This is a genomic window from Nocardia sp. NPDC055053 (assembly GCF_053608285.1).
Window position 1 is genome coordinate 58166 of the sequence record NZ_JBSGVD010000003.1, and the last position, 15410, is coordinate 73575.

General features: G+C 70.3%; 15 protein-coding genes. 10 read left to right on the forward strand and 5 right to left on the reverse strand.

Going from position 1 to position 15410, the window contains the following annotated elements:
• The first annotated feature begins 18 nt into the window (after window positions 1-18).
• From ACWF82_RS04075 to ACWF82_RS04085, 3 genes are all read left to right on the forward strand, one after another.
• Window positions 19-603 (forward strand): TetR/AcrR family transcriptional regulator, encoded by a 585-nt coding sequence (locus ACWF82_RS04075; RefSeq protein WP_452497784.1) that lies wholly within the window; start codon window positions 19-21, stop codon window positions 601-603.
• 61 nt (window positions 604-664) lie between these two features.
• Window positions 665-1645: a zinc-binding dehydrogenase gene (locus ACWF82_RS04080; protein ID WP_452497786.1), complete on the forward strand. Its 981-nt coding sequence runs from the start codon at window positions 665-667 to the stop codon at window positions 1643-1645.
• A gap of 81 nt (window positions 1646-1726) precedes the next feature.
• Entirely contained in the window at window positions 1727-2404 is a 678-nt protein-coding gene (locus ACWF82_RS04085) for a class I SAM-dependent methyltransferase (RefSeq protein WP_452497788.1), read from the forward strand.
• A gap of 73 nt (window positions 2405-2477) precedes the next feature.
• Here ACWF82_RS04085 and ACWF82_RS04090 read toward each other — a convergent pair whose 3' ends face one another.
• The gene (locus ACWF82_RS04090) at window positions 2478-3698 is read right to left on the reverse strand and encodes a DUF418 domain-containing protein (protein ID WP_452497790.1); all 1221 of its coding nucleotides are present in this window, start codon (window positions 3696-3698) and stop codon (window positions 2478-2480) included.
• A gap of 147 nt (window positions 3699-3845) precedes the next feature.
• Between ACWF82_RS04090 and ACWF82_RS04095 the strand changes: the two genes are divergently transcribed.
• Together ACWF82_RS04095 and ACWF82_RS04100 are read left to right on the forward strand one after the other, a co-directional pair.
• A complete protein-coding gene (locus ACWF82_RS04095) occupies window positions 3846-4241 on the forward strand; it encodes a hypothetical protein (protein WP_452497792.1) in 396 nt (131 codons plus the stop codon).
• 78 nt (window positions 4242-4319) lie between these two features.
• The gene (locus ACWF82_RS04100; RefSeq protein ID WP_452497793.1) at window positions 4320-5303 is read left to right on the forward strand and encodes an alcohol dehydrogenase catalytic domain-containing protein; all 984 of its coding nucleotides are present in this window, start codon (window positions 4320-4322) and stop codon (window positions 5301-5303) included.
• Between the two features lie 552 nt (window positions 5304-5855).
• Here ACWF82_RS04100 and ACWF82_RS04105 read toward each other — a convergent pair.
• Both ACWF82_RS04105 and ACWF82_RS04110 read right to left on the reverse strand, forming a co-directional pair.
• A complete protein-coding gene (locus ACWF82_RS04105) occupies window positions 5856-6797 on the reverse strand; it encodes an SMP-30/gluconolactonase/LRE family protein (RefSeq protein WP_452497795.1) in 942 nt (313 codons plus the stop codon).
• A 1-nt stretch (window position 6798) separates the two neighbouring features.
• Window positions 6799-7782, reverse strand: coding sequence for an EamA family transporter (locus ACWF82_RS04110; protein WP_452497797.1), 984 nt, complete (start codon window positions 7780-7782; stop codon window positions 6799-6801).
• A 79-nt stretch (window positions 7783-7861) separates the two neighbouring features.
• Here ACWF82_RS04110 and ACWF82_RS04115 point away from each other — a divergent pair, with 79 nt between their 5' ends.
• Complete coding sequence (locus ACWF82_RS04115; protein ID WP_452497799.1) at window positions 7862-8743, forward strand: LysR family transcriptional regulator; 882 nt, start codon at window positions 7862-7864, stop codon at window positions 8741-8743.
• Window positions 8744-8804: 61 nt separating this feature from the next.
• The gene (locus tag ACWF82_RS04120; protein WP_452497801.1) at window positions 8805-10028 is read left to right on the forward strand and encodes a cytochrome P450 family protein; all 1224 of its coding nucleotides are present in this window, start codon (window positions 8805-8807) and stop codon (window positions 10026-10028) included.
• A 14-nt stretch (window positions 10029-10042) separates the two neighbouring features.
• On the opposite strand, the gene ACWF82_RS04125 is transcribed toward ACWF82_RS04120, so the two are convergent.
• Both ACWF82_RS04125 and ACWF82_RS04130 read right to left on the reverse strand, forming a co-directional pair.
• Window positions 10043-10957: a hypothetical protein gene (locus ACWF82_RS04125; RefSeq protein ID WP_452497803.1), complete on the reverse strand. Its 915-nt coding sequence runs from the start codon at window positions 10955-10957 to the stop codon at window positions 10043-10045.
• 124 nt (window positions 10958-11081) lie between these two features.
• Complete coding sequence (locus ACWF82_RS04130) at window positions 11082-11783, reverse strand: hypothetical protein (RefSeq protein ID WP_452497805.1); 702 nt, start codon at window positions 11781-11783, stop codon at window positions 11082-11084.
• 182 nt (window positions 11784-11965) lie between these two features.
• On the opposite strand from ACWF82_RS04130, the gene ACWF82_RS04135 reads away from it, so the two are divergent.
• Genes ACWF82_RS04135 through ACWF82_RS04145 form a run of 3 tightly spaced genes read left to right on the forward strand, consistent with a single transcriptional unit; the run spans window position 11966 to window position 15351 of the window.
• Window positions 11966-13096, forward strand: coding sequence for an ABC transporter ATP-binding protein (locus ACWF82_RS04135; protein WP_452497807.1), 1131 nt, complete (start codon window positions 11966-11968; stop codon window positions 13094-13096).
• Between the two features lie 33 nt (window positions 13097-13129).
• On the forward strand, window positions 13130-14497 hold the full coding sequence (locus ACWF82_RS04140) for an ABC transporter substrate-binding protein (RefSeq protein ID WP_452497808.1): 1368 nt from the start codon (window positions 13130-13132) through the stop codon (window positions 14495-14497).
• A complete protein-coding gene (locus ACWF82_RS04145; RefSeq protein WP_452497810.1) occupies window positions 14494-15351 on the forward strand; it encodes a metallophosphoesterase in 858 nt (285 codons plus the stop codon). Before ACWF82_RS04140 ends, ACWF82_RS04145 begins: the two co-directional genes overlap by 4 nt.
• Window positions 15352-15410 lie beyond the last annotated feature (59 nt).

Genomic DNA, 15410 nt, shown 5'->3' on the forward strand with positions numbered 1-15410 from the left:
GCAGGAGAGGGTGGTCCGATGACCGAGCAAGCAGTGCGACGCCGCACCGGCGGCCGATCCGCCCGCGTTCGTCAAGCTGTGCTGGACGCAGCGCTGCAGGCGATCGCCGAACACGGCCCCGACGGCGTCAGTGTCGCCGAGGTCGCCCGCCGGGCCGGCGTGCACGAAACCTCGATCTATCGGCGGTGGAGCACTCGCGAGCAGCTGGTCATGGACGCCCTGCTCGCCTACAGCCAGAACGAAATGCCGGTCCCTGACACCGGGTCCCTGCGGGCAGACCTGCTCACGTTCACGCGGTCGTTGTCGACCTACCTCGACAGTTCACTCGGCAAGGCTCTCGCGCGCGCGATGGTCGCGTCCGATGACGACGAACCGCTGGCGGCGGGCCGCCGCCGATTCTGGGAATCCCGCTTCGACCTGGCCCGCGTCATGATCGACCGCGCCGTCGAACGCGGCGAACTCCCGGACGACACCGACCCGAGGCTGGCCATGGAACTGCTGATCGCGCCCCTGCACTTCCGCGCCCTGCTCACTCACCAACCGCTGGACGACCACCACGCCGAGCGGATGATCGACGCCCTGCTGCACGGAATGACCCACTGACCCTGGCCGCCGGGCCGAGCCGGCTTGACCTCGAGCACTGTTCAGGTTGAACAGTGGTCCCATGCACGCAATCCGACTGCACGAATTCGGTCCGGCCAGCAATCTCCGCTACGAGTCCGTCCCCGATCCCGAACCCGCGCCCGGTCAGGTGCGTATCGCGGTGGCGGCGAGCGGTGTCCATCTGGTCGACACGGCGCTGCGGCGCGGTGAACCCGGTCCGTTCCCCGTCCCAGCCCTGCCGACGGTGCCGGGCCGCGAGGTCGCCGGGACCGTCGATCGCGTGGGCGAGGGTGTCGACCCCGGCCTGCTCGGCACCCCGGTGGTCACCCATCTGGGCGCCGCGCCCGGCGGTTACGCGGAATTCGCGACGGCCGACGCCGACCGGCTGCTGACCATCCCGGACGGAGTGTCGGCCGCCACCGCGGTCGCGATGCTCGGGACCGGGCGCACCACCCTGGGCATCGCGCTGTTCGCCGATCTCGGCGCGGACAGCGTCGCCGTGGTGACCGCGGCGGCGGGCGGCATCGGGACCCTGCTCGTGCAATACGCCCGCGCGGCGGGAGCGACCGTGATCGGATTGGCAGGCGGCCCGGCGAAGGTGCGCCAGGTGGCGGCGAACGGCGCCGACATCGCGGTGGACTACACCGCCGAGGACTGGCCGGAGAAGGTGCGCGCCCAACTCGGCGGCCGGGCGGCGACCGTTGTGTTCGACGGTGTCGGTGGGGCGGTCGGGTCCGCCGCGGTCGACCTGCTCGGCCCCGGCGGCACGCATCTGATCTTCGGCTGGTCCGCGGGCACACCGACCGTCGTCGATCCGGCCGTGCTCGCGTCCCGCGGCATCACCTCACGCTCGGTGCTCGGTCCGCCGATGATCGAACGCGCCGGCGGTGATCTACTCACCCTGTCCCGGCGTGCGCTGACCGCGGCGGCCGAGGGCCTGCTCACCCCGGCGATCACCGAGTTCCCCCTCGCCGAGGCCGCCCTGGCCCACGAGTCTCTCGAAAATCGTTCCACGACAGGAAAAGTCGTTCTGATCCCCTGATCAGGGCGATGCTCTTGCCGTAGACCACGGTATGGCGTGCGGCGTGCGGCGTGCGGCAGCGCGGTGGTGAAGACTGAGGGCATGACCGACGCGCAGTCGTCCGCCGATCGCCGTCTCGCCGCCCAGGCCTTGGCGGCGAACGATCCGACCGGATGGTTCGAACCGCTCTACGCCGAGGCCGCGGCGGGCGGCACGGTCGTTCCGTGGGACCGCGCCGAACCCAATCCGCTCCTGGTCGACTGGCTGACCGCCAGATCGATCCCCCAGGGCGCCCGCGGCCTCGTCATCGGCTGCGGGTACGGTACCGACGCCGAATTCATTGCCGCCCAGGGCATTCGAACCACCGCCTTCGACATTTCCCCCACCGCGATCCGTGGTGCCCGAGCCCGCTTCCCCCAGTCGCCGGTCACCTACAAGGTCGCCGACCTGCTGCACCCGCCCGCCGCCTGGCTCGGCGCGCACGACCTGGTGATCGAGTCGATCACGGTCCAATCGCTGCCACCCGAGGTCCGGGAATCCGCCATCACGAGCATCCAGCATCTCCTCGCCCCGGACGCCACCCTCCTGGTCATCGCCGATATCGCCACCGCCCCGGCCCTCGGCCCGCCCTGGCCGCTCACCGCCGCCGACATCGACGCCTTCGCCGCCCCCGACCTCATCCCGGTCCGCGTCGAACGCCTCCCCCGCCCCGACGCGCCCGGTCGCCACCGCTGGCGCGCCGAATTCCACCGCCGACCGGCTGCCGGCACCACTGCCTGACCGAATACCTCACCCACACTCCGGATTCCCTACCGCGAAGGTGTGGCACCCAAACCGGTACCGCGACCAGCACTCACCGGGGTTGTGCCGCCGCCATGTCGGCAGGCCGCCGCCACGCCGGGACCTGCAGGTAGGTCGCCGCGCGCAGCACCCACTCCACCGGGCCGTACGGATGCCCGCGCAACCACCACGCGCTGATCGCGAGCTGGGCGGCGAAGGTGACCAGCGCGATCGCGACGACACCGAGCGGCGGGACCTTGTCGGCCAGGGCGAACCCGTAGCCGGTGTAGACGACCATGAGCACGATCGACTGGCCGATGTAGTTCGAGGCCGCCATCCGGCCCGCCGGGGCGAGCAGCGCGGCGAAGCGGCCGGTGCGGGCCGACTGGGCGAGCCGGACGACGACGGCGACGTAGGCGAAGGTCATGGCCGGGGCGACGAGGTACTGCAGGCCGTGGATCACGGCGGGCGCGTTCCACCAGTTCATGATGTCGGCGAAGGTCAGCGCGGAGATCGGCAGGCCGAGCCCGAAACCGATGACCATCGCACGGGTGGACCAGCGGCGCTGGGTGTCTTGATCCTCGAACAGGTTCCGCTTGCCCGCCGCCATGCCGAGCAGGAACATGGCCAGGCTCGGGATGCCCTGACCGAACCAGATCAGCAGCAGGAACACCGGCGCGATGGACGTCTGCGCCGCGAACGTGCTCGCGAAGCTGCCGGTGTAGTCGGCGGCCAGTTTCGGCAGGTCGAGGAACTCACCCAGCGCCAGAATGCTCGTCTCACCCGGCAGGAAGCTCCACACCGACCACACCAGGTACAGCACGACGGCGGTGATCACCGCGGTGCGCGGCCGCAGCTTGCGCAGCAGGATCAGGTGCAGGCACAGGAACGCGTACAGGGTGAGGATGTCGCCGATCCACAGCAGATACACGTGCACGAGCCCGATCGCCATCAGCGCGGCACAGCGGCGCAGCAACCGCCGGGCCGGTGCGGCGCCCGCCCGCTGCGCGGCCGCGATCTGGAGGGTGAACGAGTAGCCGAACAGGAACGCGAACAGCAGGTAGAACCGTCCGGTGAACAGCGCGTCGACGGTCGCGCGCACCAGGTGGTCGACGGTGCCGTCGAACAGCGGCACCGGCTTTTCCTTGGTACCGACCGCCGACCACAGGGTCGTCGCCACGATCACGTTGGTGATCAGGATCCCGAACAGGGCGAACCCGCGCAGGATGTCGACCTCGGCGATCCGCCGACCGGAAGCCGCTGCGGGCGAACGTGTTCCGAGTGCCTCTGCCATGGGGTGAGCGTAGGCCTACCGGCAGGTCGGCTTCGTCCGTCGCGCGGGCGATTTCCGGGCGACACCGCCGCGCACGCTCATCAGCCCTGCGGCGTATTGACTTCCCGGCCCCGCGCTGCGTCGGCGCCCGCCACCTAGACTTCGGGCGTGTCTCACCCCACCCCTGATGTGCCCGCCGCCGTCGAATCCCTGCATGCCGACCTGGCGCGGTGGCTGGGCACGGCCGCCCCCGACGAGGTCTTCGACCGCTTCGCCGCCGCCCAGCATCCGGCATTCACCATGGTCACCACCGCGGGCGAGGTGGTCGCCAGGAACGAGCTGCTGACCGGCCTGCGCGCGGCCCGCCATACGCGACCGGGCCTGACGATAGAGATCACCGACGTCGAGACCCTCCTCGACGACGGCACCACGGTGGTGATCCGCTTCCTCGAACGCCACCTCGTCGGCGGTACCGTCACCGCCCGCCGGGTCACCGCCGTCCTCGTCACCGACGGCCAGGGTGGACTGCGCTGGCGCACGGTCCACGAGACGCCCCTGGCCTGACCTGCCCGGCTCGGCCGCAGTGCCACAATGGGACGCGACCAGGCTCGTGCAGAACTCGCAACCACCACGGAGGCGGACATGCAGGCAGTTGTCATCGACCGGTTCGGCGACCCCAAGGACGTGCTCACCGCGCAAGAGGTGCCGCCGCCCGCGCCGGGGCCGGGTGAGGTGCGGATCGCGATGACACTGTCACCGATCCACAACCACGATCTCGCCATCATCCGCGGCGTGTACGGCTACCGGCCCCCGCTGCCGGCGATCCCCGGCACCGAGGCGGTCGGTGTCGTGGACGCGGTCGGGCCGGGCGCCGGGATCCAGGTCGGGCAGCGGGTCGCGGTCGCGGGCGCCCGCGCGACATGGGCGGATTACTTCCTCGCCCGCGCCGAGCAGGTGGTCCCGATGCCGCCGACGGTGCCCGACGAGACCGCCTGCCAGCTGCTGGCCATGCCACTCAGTTCACTGATGCTGCTCGACGATCTGCGGGTGCAGCCGGGACAGTGGATCACGGTGAACGCCGCCAACGGCGCGGTCGGCCGCCTGGTGAATCTGTTCGCGCAGCAACGCGGCGTGCACGTGCTGAGCCTGGTTCGCGGGCCAGGATCGGTGCGGGCGATGGAGCAGATCGGCTACGGGCCGGTGATCGACACCGAGGTCGAGGGCTGGGCGGCCAGGGCGGCCTCGGTCACCAACGGCGAGCCGATCGTGCGGGCCGTCGACCAGGTCAGCGGGCAGGCGGCGGGCGCGCTGATGTCGCTGCTCGCCCCGCGCGGCGAACTGGTCTCCTTCGGCGCGCTGTCGGGTCAGCCGCTGATCATCGACACCGGCGCCGTCATCTTCAAACAGGCTGTGGTCAAAGGCTTCTGGGGCCAGCAGCGCAGCGCCGAGATCGACCACGCCGACTATGTCCGCCTCGTGCACGAGCTCGTCGGCCGCGCCGCCGACGGCACGCTCCGCCTGGAGGTCCAGGCTGAGTTCCCGCTCGACGGCGCCGCCGACGCGGCCGTCCTGTCGGAAACCCCCGGTCGCAACGGCAAGGTGGTGTTGCGCGCCGGCGCGCGCTGACACCGCCATACCCGGGTCCGGGTGATGTCGGATGCGGCAGGATCGCGGCATGGTCGTACACCCCGAGCAGAGGAGCCGGACCCGATGGCGACGCAGGCCCCGAACCCCGATTTCGCACAGTTGGTCCCCGCCGCCGTGCTCTCCATGCCCGCCGCCGCCCACCTGGGTTTCCACTTCGGCCGGATCGAGCCCGGCGAAGTCGAGATCGTGCAACCCCACCGCCCCGAACTCACCCAGCACGACGGCTATTTCCAGGGTGGTGTGCTCGGCTCGCTCGCCGACTTCGCGGCCGGGTCGTCAAGCCCGGCGCCCTCCTCACCATCGCCGCTGCCGACGTGTTCTCCGTCGACGACACCGGCGAAACACTCTGCGCGACAGCCCTGGTCACGATGCGCAACGTCCGCATCGCCGCACCGTGAGGTCGTGATCTCGATGCCAACCCCAGCATCTACCGTGATCCAGCGCGACCGAACGAATGTGGCCGCGCCGGACTTCACGATCGGTGTCTTCGGGACATTCGACCGCAGTCCAGTTGCCGTGCACGGCTTCGAATCAACGTGGTCGGTCGACGGCCACGGCCGCGTAGGTGGTGACGGGGGTAGGTGGGGTGTCGAAGCGGGCGTTGGGGAGGTACAGACGATTGCCGTAGGCGGCGACCGTGGCCGGGACGTCGAAGCGCGGGTCGGTGATTCGGCGGTCGAGTGTGCCGACGGTGCCTGCGGGGTCGAGAGTGATCATCGCGATCGCGTTGCAGCGGTTCTGGACTGCGAACAGCGTGTTGCCCTGGCGGAGCAATCCGTCACCGTCGGTGAGCGATTCGCCGCCGAGATCGACACGGCGCGCGACGCCGGTGGTCGGGTCGACTCGGAACAGCTGACCGGTGACCGACTGGACGATCAGCAGTCCGGTGCCGTCCGGGGTGCCGACGATGCCGTTGGCGTTGAATGCTCCTGGGACATAGTCGATGTCGCCGGTGAGAGGGATACGGACCACTGAGTCGGGCGACGGCAGCGCACCGTCGGGGCCGATCGGCAGGTGGTACAGGACGGGGGCGAACGAGTCGGTGACCCACGCACCCTGCGGGGTGAGAACCATGTCGTTGACGAATGTCTGTGGTCCGGTGGCGAATCGGTAGGTCGCCAGTACCGCGCCGGTCCAGGCGTCGACGACGCGGAAGTCGCCGCCGGTACCACCCGCGACGAACAGCCGGCCGCGGTCGTCGAGTCGCAGGCCCAGTGCCTGGGTGCCGGGGCCGCGGGTCAGCAGGTCGCCGTGGCCGGTCACCAGATTCGCGCGGTAGATGGAACCGTCTGCCATGGAGCCGAAGTAGGCGATCGGGAGCGATCCGATCGCGATGCCCTCCGCCTGGAACCCGGCGGGCAGCGCGATAGTGGTGGGGAACAGCGGGCCTTCCGCGGCCGCCCGGTGCGACGGCATCAGCACGGTCGCGGAGACACCGATCAGCGCGGCCGCGGTCGCGAGAACTCGCTTCATCTCATCCTTCTCTCTGGGCCTGCACGTTGGCCGACGGTGAAATCTCTACGGCCGACGAGGTTTTCGTGGTCGCGATCCGTACCGACGGCGCCTTGTCGGGAAGCTGGCCCGCGACGATCGCGGCCAGTGCGAGTCCGAATCCGACGAGCTGGATCGGACCGAGCCATTGACCCAGCAGGAGGGCGCCGAGCGCCGCGGCGACCAGCGGTGAGAACAGCAGAAGCACCGCGACCGCGGTGACCTGCAGGGTGCCCAGCCCCCGGAACCACACGACGTAGGCGAGCAGACCACCGCACACGCCCATCCACAGGTAGCCGAGCGCCGCGGACCCGTCGATCGCGGGCGGCGCGCCTTCGAGCAGGGCGGTCAGCGGCAGCAGGAACAGCCCGCCCGCGGTGAGTTGCCAGCCGGCGAAGGCGGTCGGGCCGGTCTCGGGCGGGCGTCCCCAGTGTTTGGTGAGCGTCAGGCCCAGCGCCAACGAGGCCGCGCTCGCCAGACCGGCCGCGACCCCGACGGCATCCAGCGCCGCACTCGGGCCGAGTACCACCAGCCCCACCCCGGCGACGCCGATCGCGCCCCAGGCCAGCCGCCGGGCCGACGGCCGCTCCCCCAGCACCAGCACGGCGAGGAAAGCGACGGCCAGCGGTTGCGCCGCCGCCAGCGTGGCGGCGACACCGCCGGGCAGGTGTTCGGCGGCGAGGAACAGCAAGGGGAACGGCAACCCGATATTGAGCACTCCGAGCACCGAGACCTTCCCCCGCCACGCGTCGTGCGGCAGGGTCCGGGTCAGCGCGAGCGCGATGAGCCCGGCGGGCAGCGCCCGCAGCAGACCGGCGAACACGGGGTGTCCCGGCGGCAGCAGTTCGGTCGTCACCACATAGGTGGTGCCCCAGGCCGCGGGCGCGAGGGCGGTGAGCGCGGTGCGCGAGAGCCTGCCGCCGTGGCCCGCATCGGCGGAAACCGGCTGAGCCACTGATGTTTTCATGGACTCCATCTCACCGCGCGCCGATTGATGAATCCAACACATGTTTGTCACCACACCGATCGTGATTCACGATGGATCCATGGAGCTCCAGCAGATGCGGTACGTCCTCGCCGTCGCCGAGACGAACAGCTTCACCAGGGCCGCCGAACGCTGCCTGGTCGTGCAGTCCGCGCTGAGCCACCAGATCGCCCGGCTGGAACGGGAATTGGGCGCGAAGCTGTTCGAGCGCACGAGCCGACGGGTGCGGCTCACCGCGGCCGGTGCGGCATTCCTGCCCGCTGCCCGCCAATGTCTGGACGCGGCCGAGCGGGCGGCGGCGGAGGTCGCGGCGGCCGTCGGCGAGGTGCGGGGCAGGCTCGCGGTCGGCCTGATCCCGACGGTCGCCGCCGTCGACCTGCCCGCCGCGCTGCGCGAATTCCGCGCGCGGTATCCGCACGTGCGGATCAGCCTGCGGGTGGGTGCCAGTGAGGACCTCGCCGACCAGGTCGAGCAGGGCACGCTCGATGTCGCCTTCCTCGGCCTGCCGACCACCGTGCGACCGCGCGGCGTCGCGGTCCACGAACTCGCCCGCGACAGACTCGTCGCGGTGGTCGCGCCGAACCATCCGCTCGCGACCGAGCCGACGGTCGACCTGCGTAGGCTCTCGACCGAGGTCTTCGTCGACCTGCCCGCGGGCACGGCGGGGCGGATCCAATCGGATCTCGCGTTCGCCGCGGCGGGCCTGACCCGCGACGTCGCCTTCGAAGTGACGACCGCGGACTACATCGCCCGCCTCGTCGGGCAGGACCTGTGCGTGGCCATGCTGCCCGCCGCTCACGCGCCGCAACTCACCGGCGTGCGGACCGTCGAAGTGACCGATGCGCCGACCCGGGTCGAGTACGTCGTCTGGAACCGCATCGGCCGTAGCCCTGCGACCACCGCTTTACTTGCGGCACTGGACATCCCGAGCACAGAGGATTGATCACGCCGGCGAGCACGCCACGTCGGTGTGTCGTTCACCTGGCGCGGGTACCGTCGGTCAGATGGCCGACACCACCGCTGCTGCCCGCGTCGAGTCCATCGGCGCCGACTTCTTCGACGATCCGCACGCCCACTACCGGCGCTGGCGCGCCGCGGGCCCGGTCCATCGGGTCCGTTTCCCCGACGACGTCGTCCGCTGGGTGGTCGTCGGCTACGCCGAAGCCAGGGTGGCATTGGCCGATCCTCGGCTGCGCAAGGACATGGCCACCGCCGCCGCGATCCTGGACGGCAAGCGCCGCACCATCCCGACCGATCCGAACGCGATGGCACTGCTCACCCACATGCTCAGCACCGACCCGCCCGGTCACACCCGCCTGCGCAAACTGGTGAACAAGGCGTTCACGACTCGTCAGGTCGCCGGGCTGCGCCCCCGGATCGAGCAGATCACCGAGGAGCTGCTCGACGCGATGGCAGGCGCCGGCGAAGTCGACCTCATGGCTGCCTTCGCCAATCCGATTCCGGTGACGGTGATCTGCGAACTGCTGGGCGTCCCGTTCGACGATCGCGACGATTTCCAGGCCTGGACCAGGGCGCTGGTCGGTGTCGTCGGCGAGGCGGAGGAACACCGGCCCGCCGCCGCGGCCGCGATGGCGGGGTACCTGTCGGAGCTGGTGCGCGCCAAGCAAACCCAGCCCGCCGAGGACCTGCTGTCGGAGCTGGTGCTCGCCGACGACGACGGCGACCGGCTCACCGACCGCGAACTGGTGGCGATGGCGTTCCTGCTGCTGGTCGCCGGGCACGAGACCACCGTCAACCTGATCGGCAACGGCGTCAACGCCCTGCTGCGCAGCCCGGATCAGTGGCAGGCCCTGTGCGCCGACCCTGCCGGGGTGCCCGCCGCGATCGAGGAGTTCCTCCGCTTCGACGGCCCCGTCGATATGGCCACCGTCCGCTTCACCGCCGAGCCGATCACGGTGGGCGACACCGCGATTCCCGCTGGGGAGATCGTCTACGTCGCCCTGGCCGCCGCCAACCGCGACCCCGCCCGCTTCACCGACCCCGATGCCCTCACCACCGACAGCCACCCCACCGGCCACCTCGCCTTCGGCCACGGTATCCACTTCTGCGTCGGCGCTCCCCTGGCTCGCCTCGAAGCCGAGATCGCCTTCACCGCCCTGCTCCGCAGATTCCCCGACCTGCGCCTCGCCGAATCCGCCACCACCGTCCGCTGGCAGACCAGCACTCTCATCCGCGGCCTGCTCGAACTCCCGGTCCGCGTGCGCTGAATCGTGTCACCGGCTCAGAACAGGCTGGTCTGGGCGGGTCGTGGCGCCGCGGTGATCGCCGCGTCGAGTTCGATCCGGCGACCGATGAGCCGGGTGTCGTTGACCAGCACCAGTTCACCGGCACCCGCTTCATCCGCGCAGGCGATGGTGTGCCCGTGCGCGGTGACCGCGTCGATGACGTATTCGCCTGAGTCCTCGGTGAATTCGGTGGCGTCCGGGAACCGGCCACGGGCCAGGATCGTGGCATAGAAATCCCGGCCGCCGGACCACACGGTGTCGGTGCGGGTGATGTCGGCGGGCAGCGCGCCGACCGCGTGCTCGGCCGCGTCGGCGACGGCGGCCTCGATGGCCGCCCACGGCCGCAGCGGTTTGGTCAGGATACGGGTCTTCGTGACACCGGCGACCGCCTGCCGCAGCCCGGCCCGCTCCGACACCACCCGCTCGAGCTCACGCACGTGCAGCCCGTCCGGCGAGTCGGTGATGAATCGCGCCACCAGCGCCCCCTGCTCGAAAAGGCGACGATGCCGACGCGACGCCGACGCCGTCCCGACCTTCGCCATCCCGTCACCGAAATACGCGACATACAGGTGATGCGGCTGTGCCACATAGTCGCGGACCTGCTCGGGCAACGCCGTGAGCGGACCCCGATGACTGTGCACCACCGACCACCCCTCCGTGATCCGGCATTGCGCACACTGCTTGCCGCTGTCGACCCGCGCCCGCCGCGGGCACGCCTGCCGACCCCGCCGCCCGTCACCGAACCCGTGATACCCGAGGCAGAAACGACCCGGCTCGGTGACCCGGAACGCCAGCCGGGTACCGATACCCGGCAGCGCCTCGGAACTGCCGTCCGCGCGAATCAGCTCGTAGCACCACCGCCCCTGCTCATCCCAGCGTGTCCCGCAATACAGGGCAGAGGTCGTGCTCATCCGTCGAACCTACTGAACGCACGCCGGTCCCCGCCGCCCGGACGACGGAAAGACCCCGCCCGATCGGGTGATCGGACGGGCTCGGGTGTCCCCCGGCGCTCTGAACCGGGTCTTCTCCCACCGTCTACTTGGCCGGTGCGGCGAACGGCTGGTTGATGGTGGTGAAGTACTGGATGGCCGCGCCGATCGCGACCGGGGCGGTCACGAAGATCTGACCGGCGATGGCACCGACCGGACCGACGAGCAGCGCGCCGGCGATGCAGCCGACGGCGGCGGCGGGCAGGAAGGGGCCGAGCAGACCGACGATGGTGCCCAGGGCGACCGTGCCGGCGAGGACGCCGCCGAGGACGCAGCCGACGGCGGCGCCGCCGAGGCCACCGACCAGGGTCCCGATGCTGGCGCCCATGGAGATGGTGCTGGTCAGACGGCTCCAGGCCGCGACCTCACGGTCGTACTCGCTCTTCCAGGGCGCCTTGTCCTCGAACGGCAGGGCGACCGGCTTGTAGACGGCCTTCGACACGTCGAGCTGCGGAGTCAGGGTCGCGGTGTTGCCCGCGATCTCGGCCGCGATCGGCAGTTCGAAGTCGTCCAGACGGAAGGTCAGCGGGGTGGCCGCGATCGTGGCGCCGTTGGGGGCCTTCAGCGTGAAAGCGCCCTCCTCCACGACCATCGAGCCCGCATCGGTGGTGATGACGGACTTGCCGGCCACTTCCTGCGCGGTGAACTCGACCGGTACGTCGGCGTCCGCGGAAGCCGAACCGGTGGCGCCTGCGGTGATGCCGATCGCGACGGCGAGCATGGCCGCGGCCGCAGCAGATTTCCTCATCGTGAATGTCTTTCTCTCACAGCGGATCGTTGTCGAGCTCACCATGCAGTCAGTTCGGCGTGCCCGCTTCCGGAGCGGGGTGAGTCGATTGGACCGATCGACATTCACTATCGCCGAGGCCCGCAGCGCATGGCCCGGCCGACACTGGCGGCAGGCTTCGAACTGGTGCGCGAAGGAGAGACGTGGCACGACTGCAGATCGACGCGGTGTCGAAGAAGTTCGACACCGACTACGCCGTGCGCGAGGTGAGCCTCGATATCGCCGACGGCGAATTCATGGTGCTGCTCGGCCCCAGCGGCTGCGGCAAGTCCACCCTGTTGCGGATGATCGCCGGGCTGGAGGAGCCGAGCGAGGGCCGGATCCTGGTGGGCGGCACCGATGTCACCGATGCGGCGCCGCAGCGCCGTGACCTGGCGATGGTGTTCCAGAGCTACGCGCTCTACCCACATCTGTCGGTGGCCAGGAACATCGGATTCCCGCTGCGGGCCCGGCACAGGCCGCGCGCCGAGATCGCCCAGCGGGTCGCCGAGGTGTCGGCCAGCCTGGAACTGTCGGCCCTGCTCGACCGCAAGCCCGTCGCGCTCTCGGGCGGGCAGCGGCAGCGAGTCGCGTTGGCGCGCGCCATGGTTCGCGATCCTGGTGCGTTCCTGATGGACGAACCGCTGTCGAATCTGGACGCCAAACTGCGCAGTGCGACCCGCGCGGAGTTGATCGCCCTGCACCAGCGGCTGGGCGCGACGTTCCTCTACGTCACCCACGATCAGGTCGAGGCGATGACGATGGCCTCACACATCGCCCTGCTCAACGAGGGCAGGGTCGAGCAGTGCGGCACGCCGGCCGAGCTCTATGACCAGCCGCGCTCCACCTTCGTCGCCGGGTTCCTCGGTTCGCCGCCGATGAACCTGTTCCCCGCGGTCGTGCAGTCCCGCGACGGCGGCCTGCGGGTGACAGCCGACGGCGTCGACGCCGCACTCGCCATCACCGGCGAGCTCGGCGACGCCACCGCGGTGATCGCGGGCATCCGCCCGGAGCGCCTGCGCATCGACCCCTCGGCGAGCGATGTCACCGGCACGGTGCGGATGGTCGAGAACCTCGGCAGCGAGGAACTGGTGCACCTCGACGCGGGCAAGACCAGCCTGTGCGTGCGCGCACCGCGCCCGGCCGGGGTCCACGTCGGCGAGGACATCGCGCTGCGTGTCGATCCCGCCGACATCCATCTGTTCGACCCCGATACCGGCCTCCGGCTGACCTGGCAAGCGCCGCAATCGGATTCGACACCGAGCGAGGACGCGGCGGCAGTGCCCGTCCCCTGATTTCCGCACGACCCGTTGATGAGGAGAACCACCATGAAACGCACCCTGCCCGTCCTGGGCGTGGTGTTCACCACCGCCGTCGCCCTGAGCGGCTGTGGTCTGGGCGGCACCGTGTCCACGGACACCACGACGACCGCGCAGATTCCCGAGCTGAAGCCCGACCAGCAGGTCTCGATCACCTTCGAGTCCTACAACTACGGCATGGCGGGCGCCTGGACCGACACGTTCAACGCGCTGATCGCCGACTTCGGCAAGAAGTACCCCAACATCAAGGTCACCGCGCAGAAGCCGCAGGGCAACAGCCCGAACCCGGCCACCGACACCATCTCCAGCATTCAGAACCAGATGGTCGCGGGCACCCCGCCCGACGTCGCCCAGCTCGGCTTCTCCGACCTGGACTTCACCGTGCACCAGCTGCGGGCCAAGCCGCTCGACACCCTGGTCGGCAAGCAGGAGGTGGCCCGCAACTTCGACGGCCGCCACGCCTACGCCCCGCGCGCCCGGGTCCTCGACGACTGGGACGGCCACACCTACGGCGTGCCGTTCGTCTTCTCGACCCCGGTGCTGTACCTGAACGCCTCGCTGTTCACCGAGGCCGGTCTCGACCCGGCCAAGCCGCCCGCCACCTGGGCCGACGTCGCCACCGCTGCCAAGCAGATCGCCGACCGCACCGGCAAGGGCGGGGTGTACATCGACTGTCTCACCAAGACCGCCAAGGACTGGTGCTTCCAGTCGCTGGTGCGCTCCAACGGCGGCCGGGTCATCTCCGAGGACCGCCGCACCCTCACCTACGCCGACGCCCCCGTCGTCGAGGTGACCCAGATGGCGCAGAACCTGGTGAACACCGGCGGCATGCCCAAGCTCAACCAGAAGCAGGGCTACGAGGCGTTCGCGCGCGGCGAGATCGGCATGATCCTCGAGACCAGCGCCATCCAGGGCACCTTCGTGACCGGCGCCAAGGACAAGTGGGACCTGCGGTCGGCGCCGATGCCGTCGTTCGGCAGCAAGCCGACCGTGCCGACGAATTCCGGTGCGGGCCTGCACATCCTGTCCGACGATCCGGCCGAGCAGCGCGCCTCGTGGGAGCTGATCAAGTTCCTCACCAGCGAGGAGTCCTACATCAAGATCTCGCAGAACATCGGCTACCTGCCGCTGCGCACCGGTCTGCTCGACCAGACCGACGGGCTGAAGGACTGGGCGGCGAAGAACCCGCTGCTGAAGCCGAACGTCGCCCAGCTGGCGAACATGGAGCCGTGGGTGTCGATGCCGGGCAACAACTATCTGCAGATGCGTGACGGCATGATGGACGCGGTCGAGGCGATCGTGTTCCAGGGCAAGGATCCTCAGTCCACGCTGACCGCTGCGCAGGCAGAGGGCACCAAACTCCTGCCGGTCACATGAGCGATCTGACCATCGTCCAGCTCACCGATACCCACCTGCGCCCGGCCGGTGAGCTCGTCCACGGTGTCGTCGACACCGACGCGAACCTCGCGCGGGTGCTCACCCACCTGCGCGAGGCCGGGCAGCACGTCGACGCCCTGGTGCTCTCGGGTGACCTGTCCGACAACGGGTCACCCGAGGCGTACAAGCGGCTGCGCGCGGCCGTCGAGCCGGTCGCGGCCGAGCTCGGCGCCGAGATCGTCTATGTCATGGGCAATCACGACGAGCGTGCCGCCTTCGGCGAGGAGCTGCTGGATCTGGCTCCCGGTTCGGTGGACACCACGCTGCCGCACGACCGCAGCATCGAGATCGCGGGCCTGCGCGTCATCGTGCTCGACAGCACTACTCCGCTGCGGCACGAGGGCAGGCTCGAACTCGAGCAGCTGGCCTGGCTGCGCGTTCAGCTCCACACGCCCGCCCCGCGGGGGACCGTGCTGGTGCTGCACCATCCGCCGCTGCCCTCGCCGATCGCCACCGCCGACTTCCTCAAGCTCGAGGACGCCGACCGGCTGGTGGAGGTGCTCGACGGCTCGGATGTCCGGATGATCCTGTGCGGGCACAACCATCTGACGGCCGCCGCGGCGGTGGCCGGTATCCCGGTGTGGATCGGGCCCGCGCTGTCGTACCGGATCGATCCGATGGCGCCGGCGGGCAGGCACCGCGGGCTCACCGGATTCGGGTACAGCCGCATCGATCTCATCGGATCGACGGTGCTGGCCACCGCGATCGAGGCGACCCCGGCGACCCCGGTCTACGACCGGCCTGCGACCGAGGTGCTCGAGCAGCTGGCGGCGATCGCCGCACGGACGCGGTGACATGTTCGTCATCGACGACAGGCAGGACCCGGCGCGGGTGGCGAGCATCGCCCCCGCGC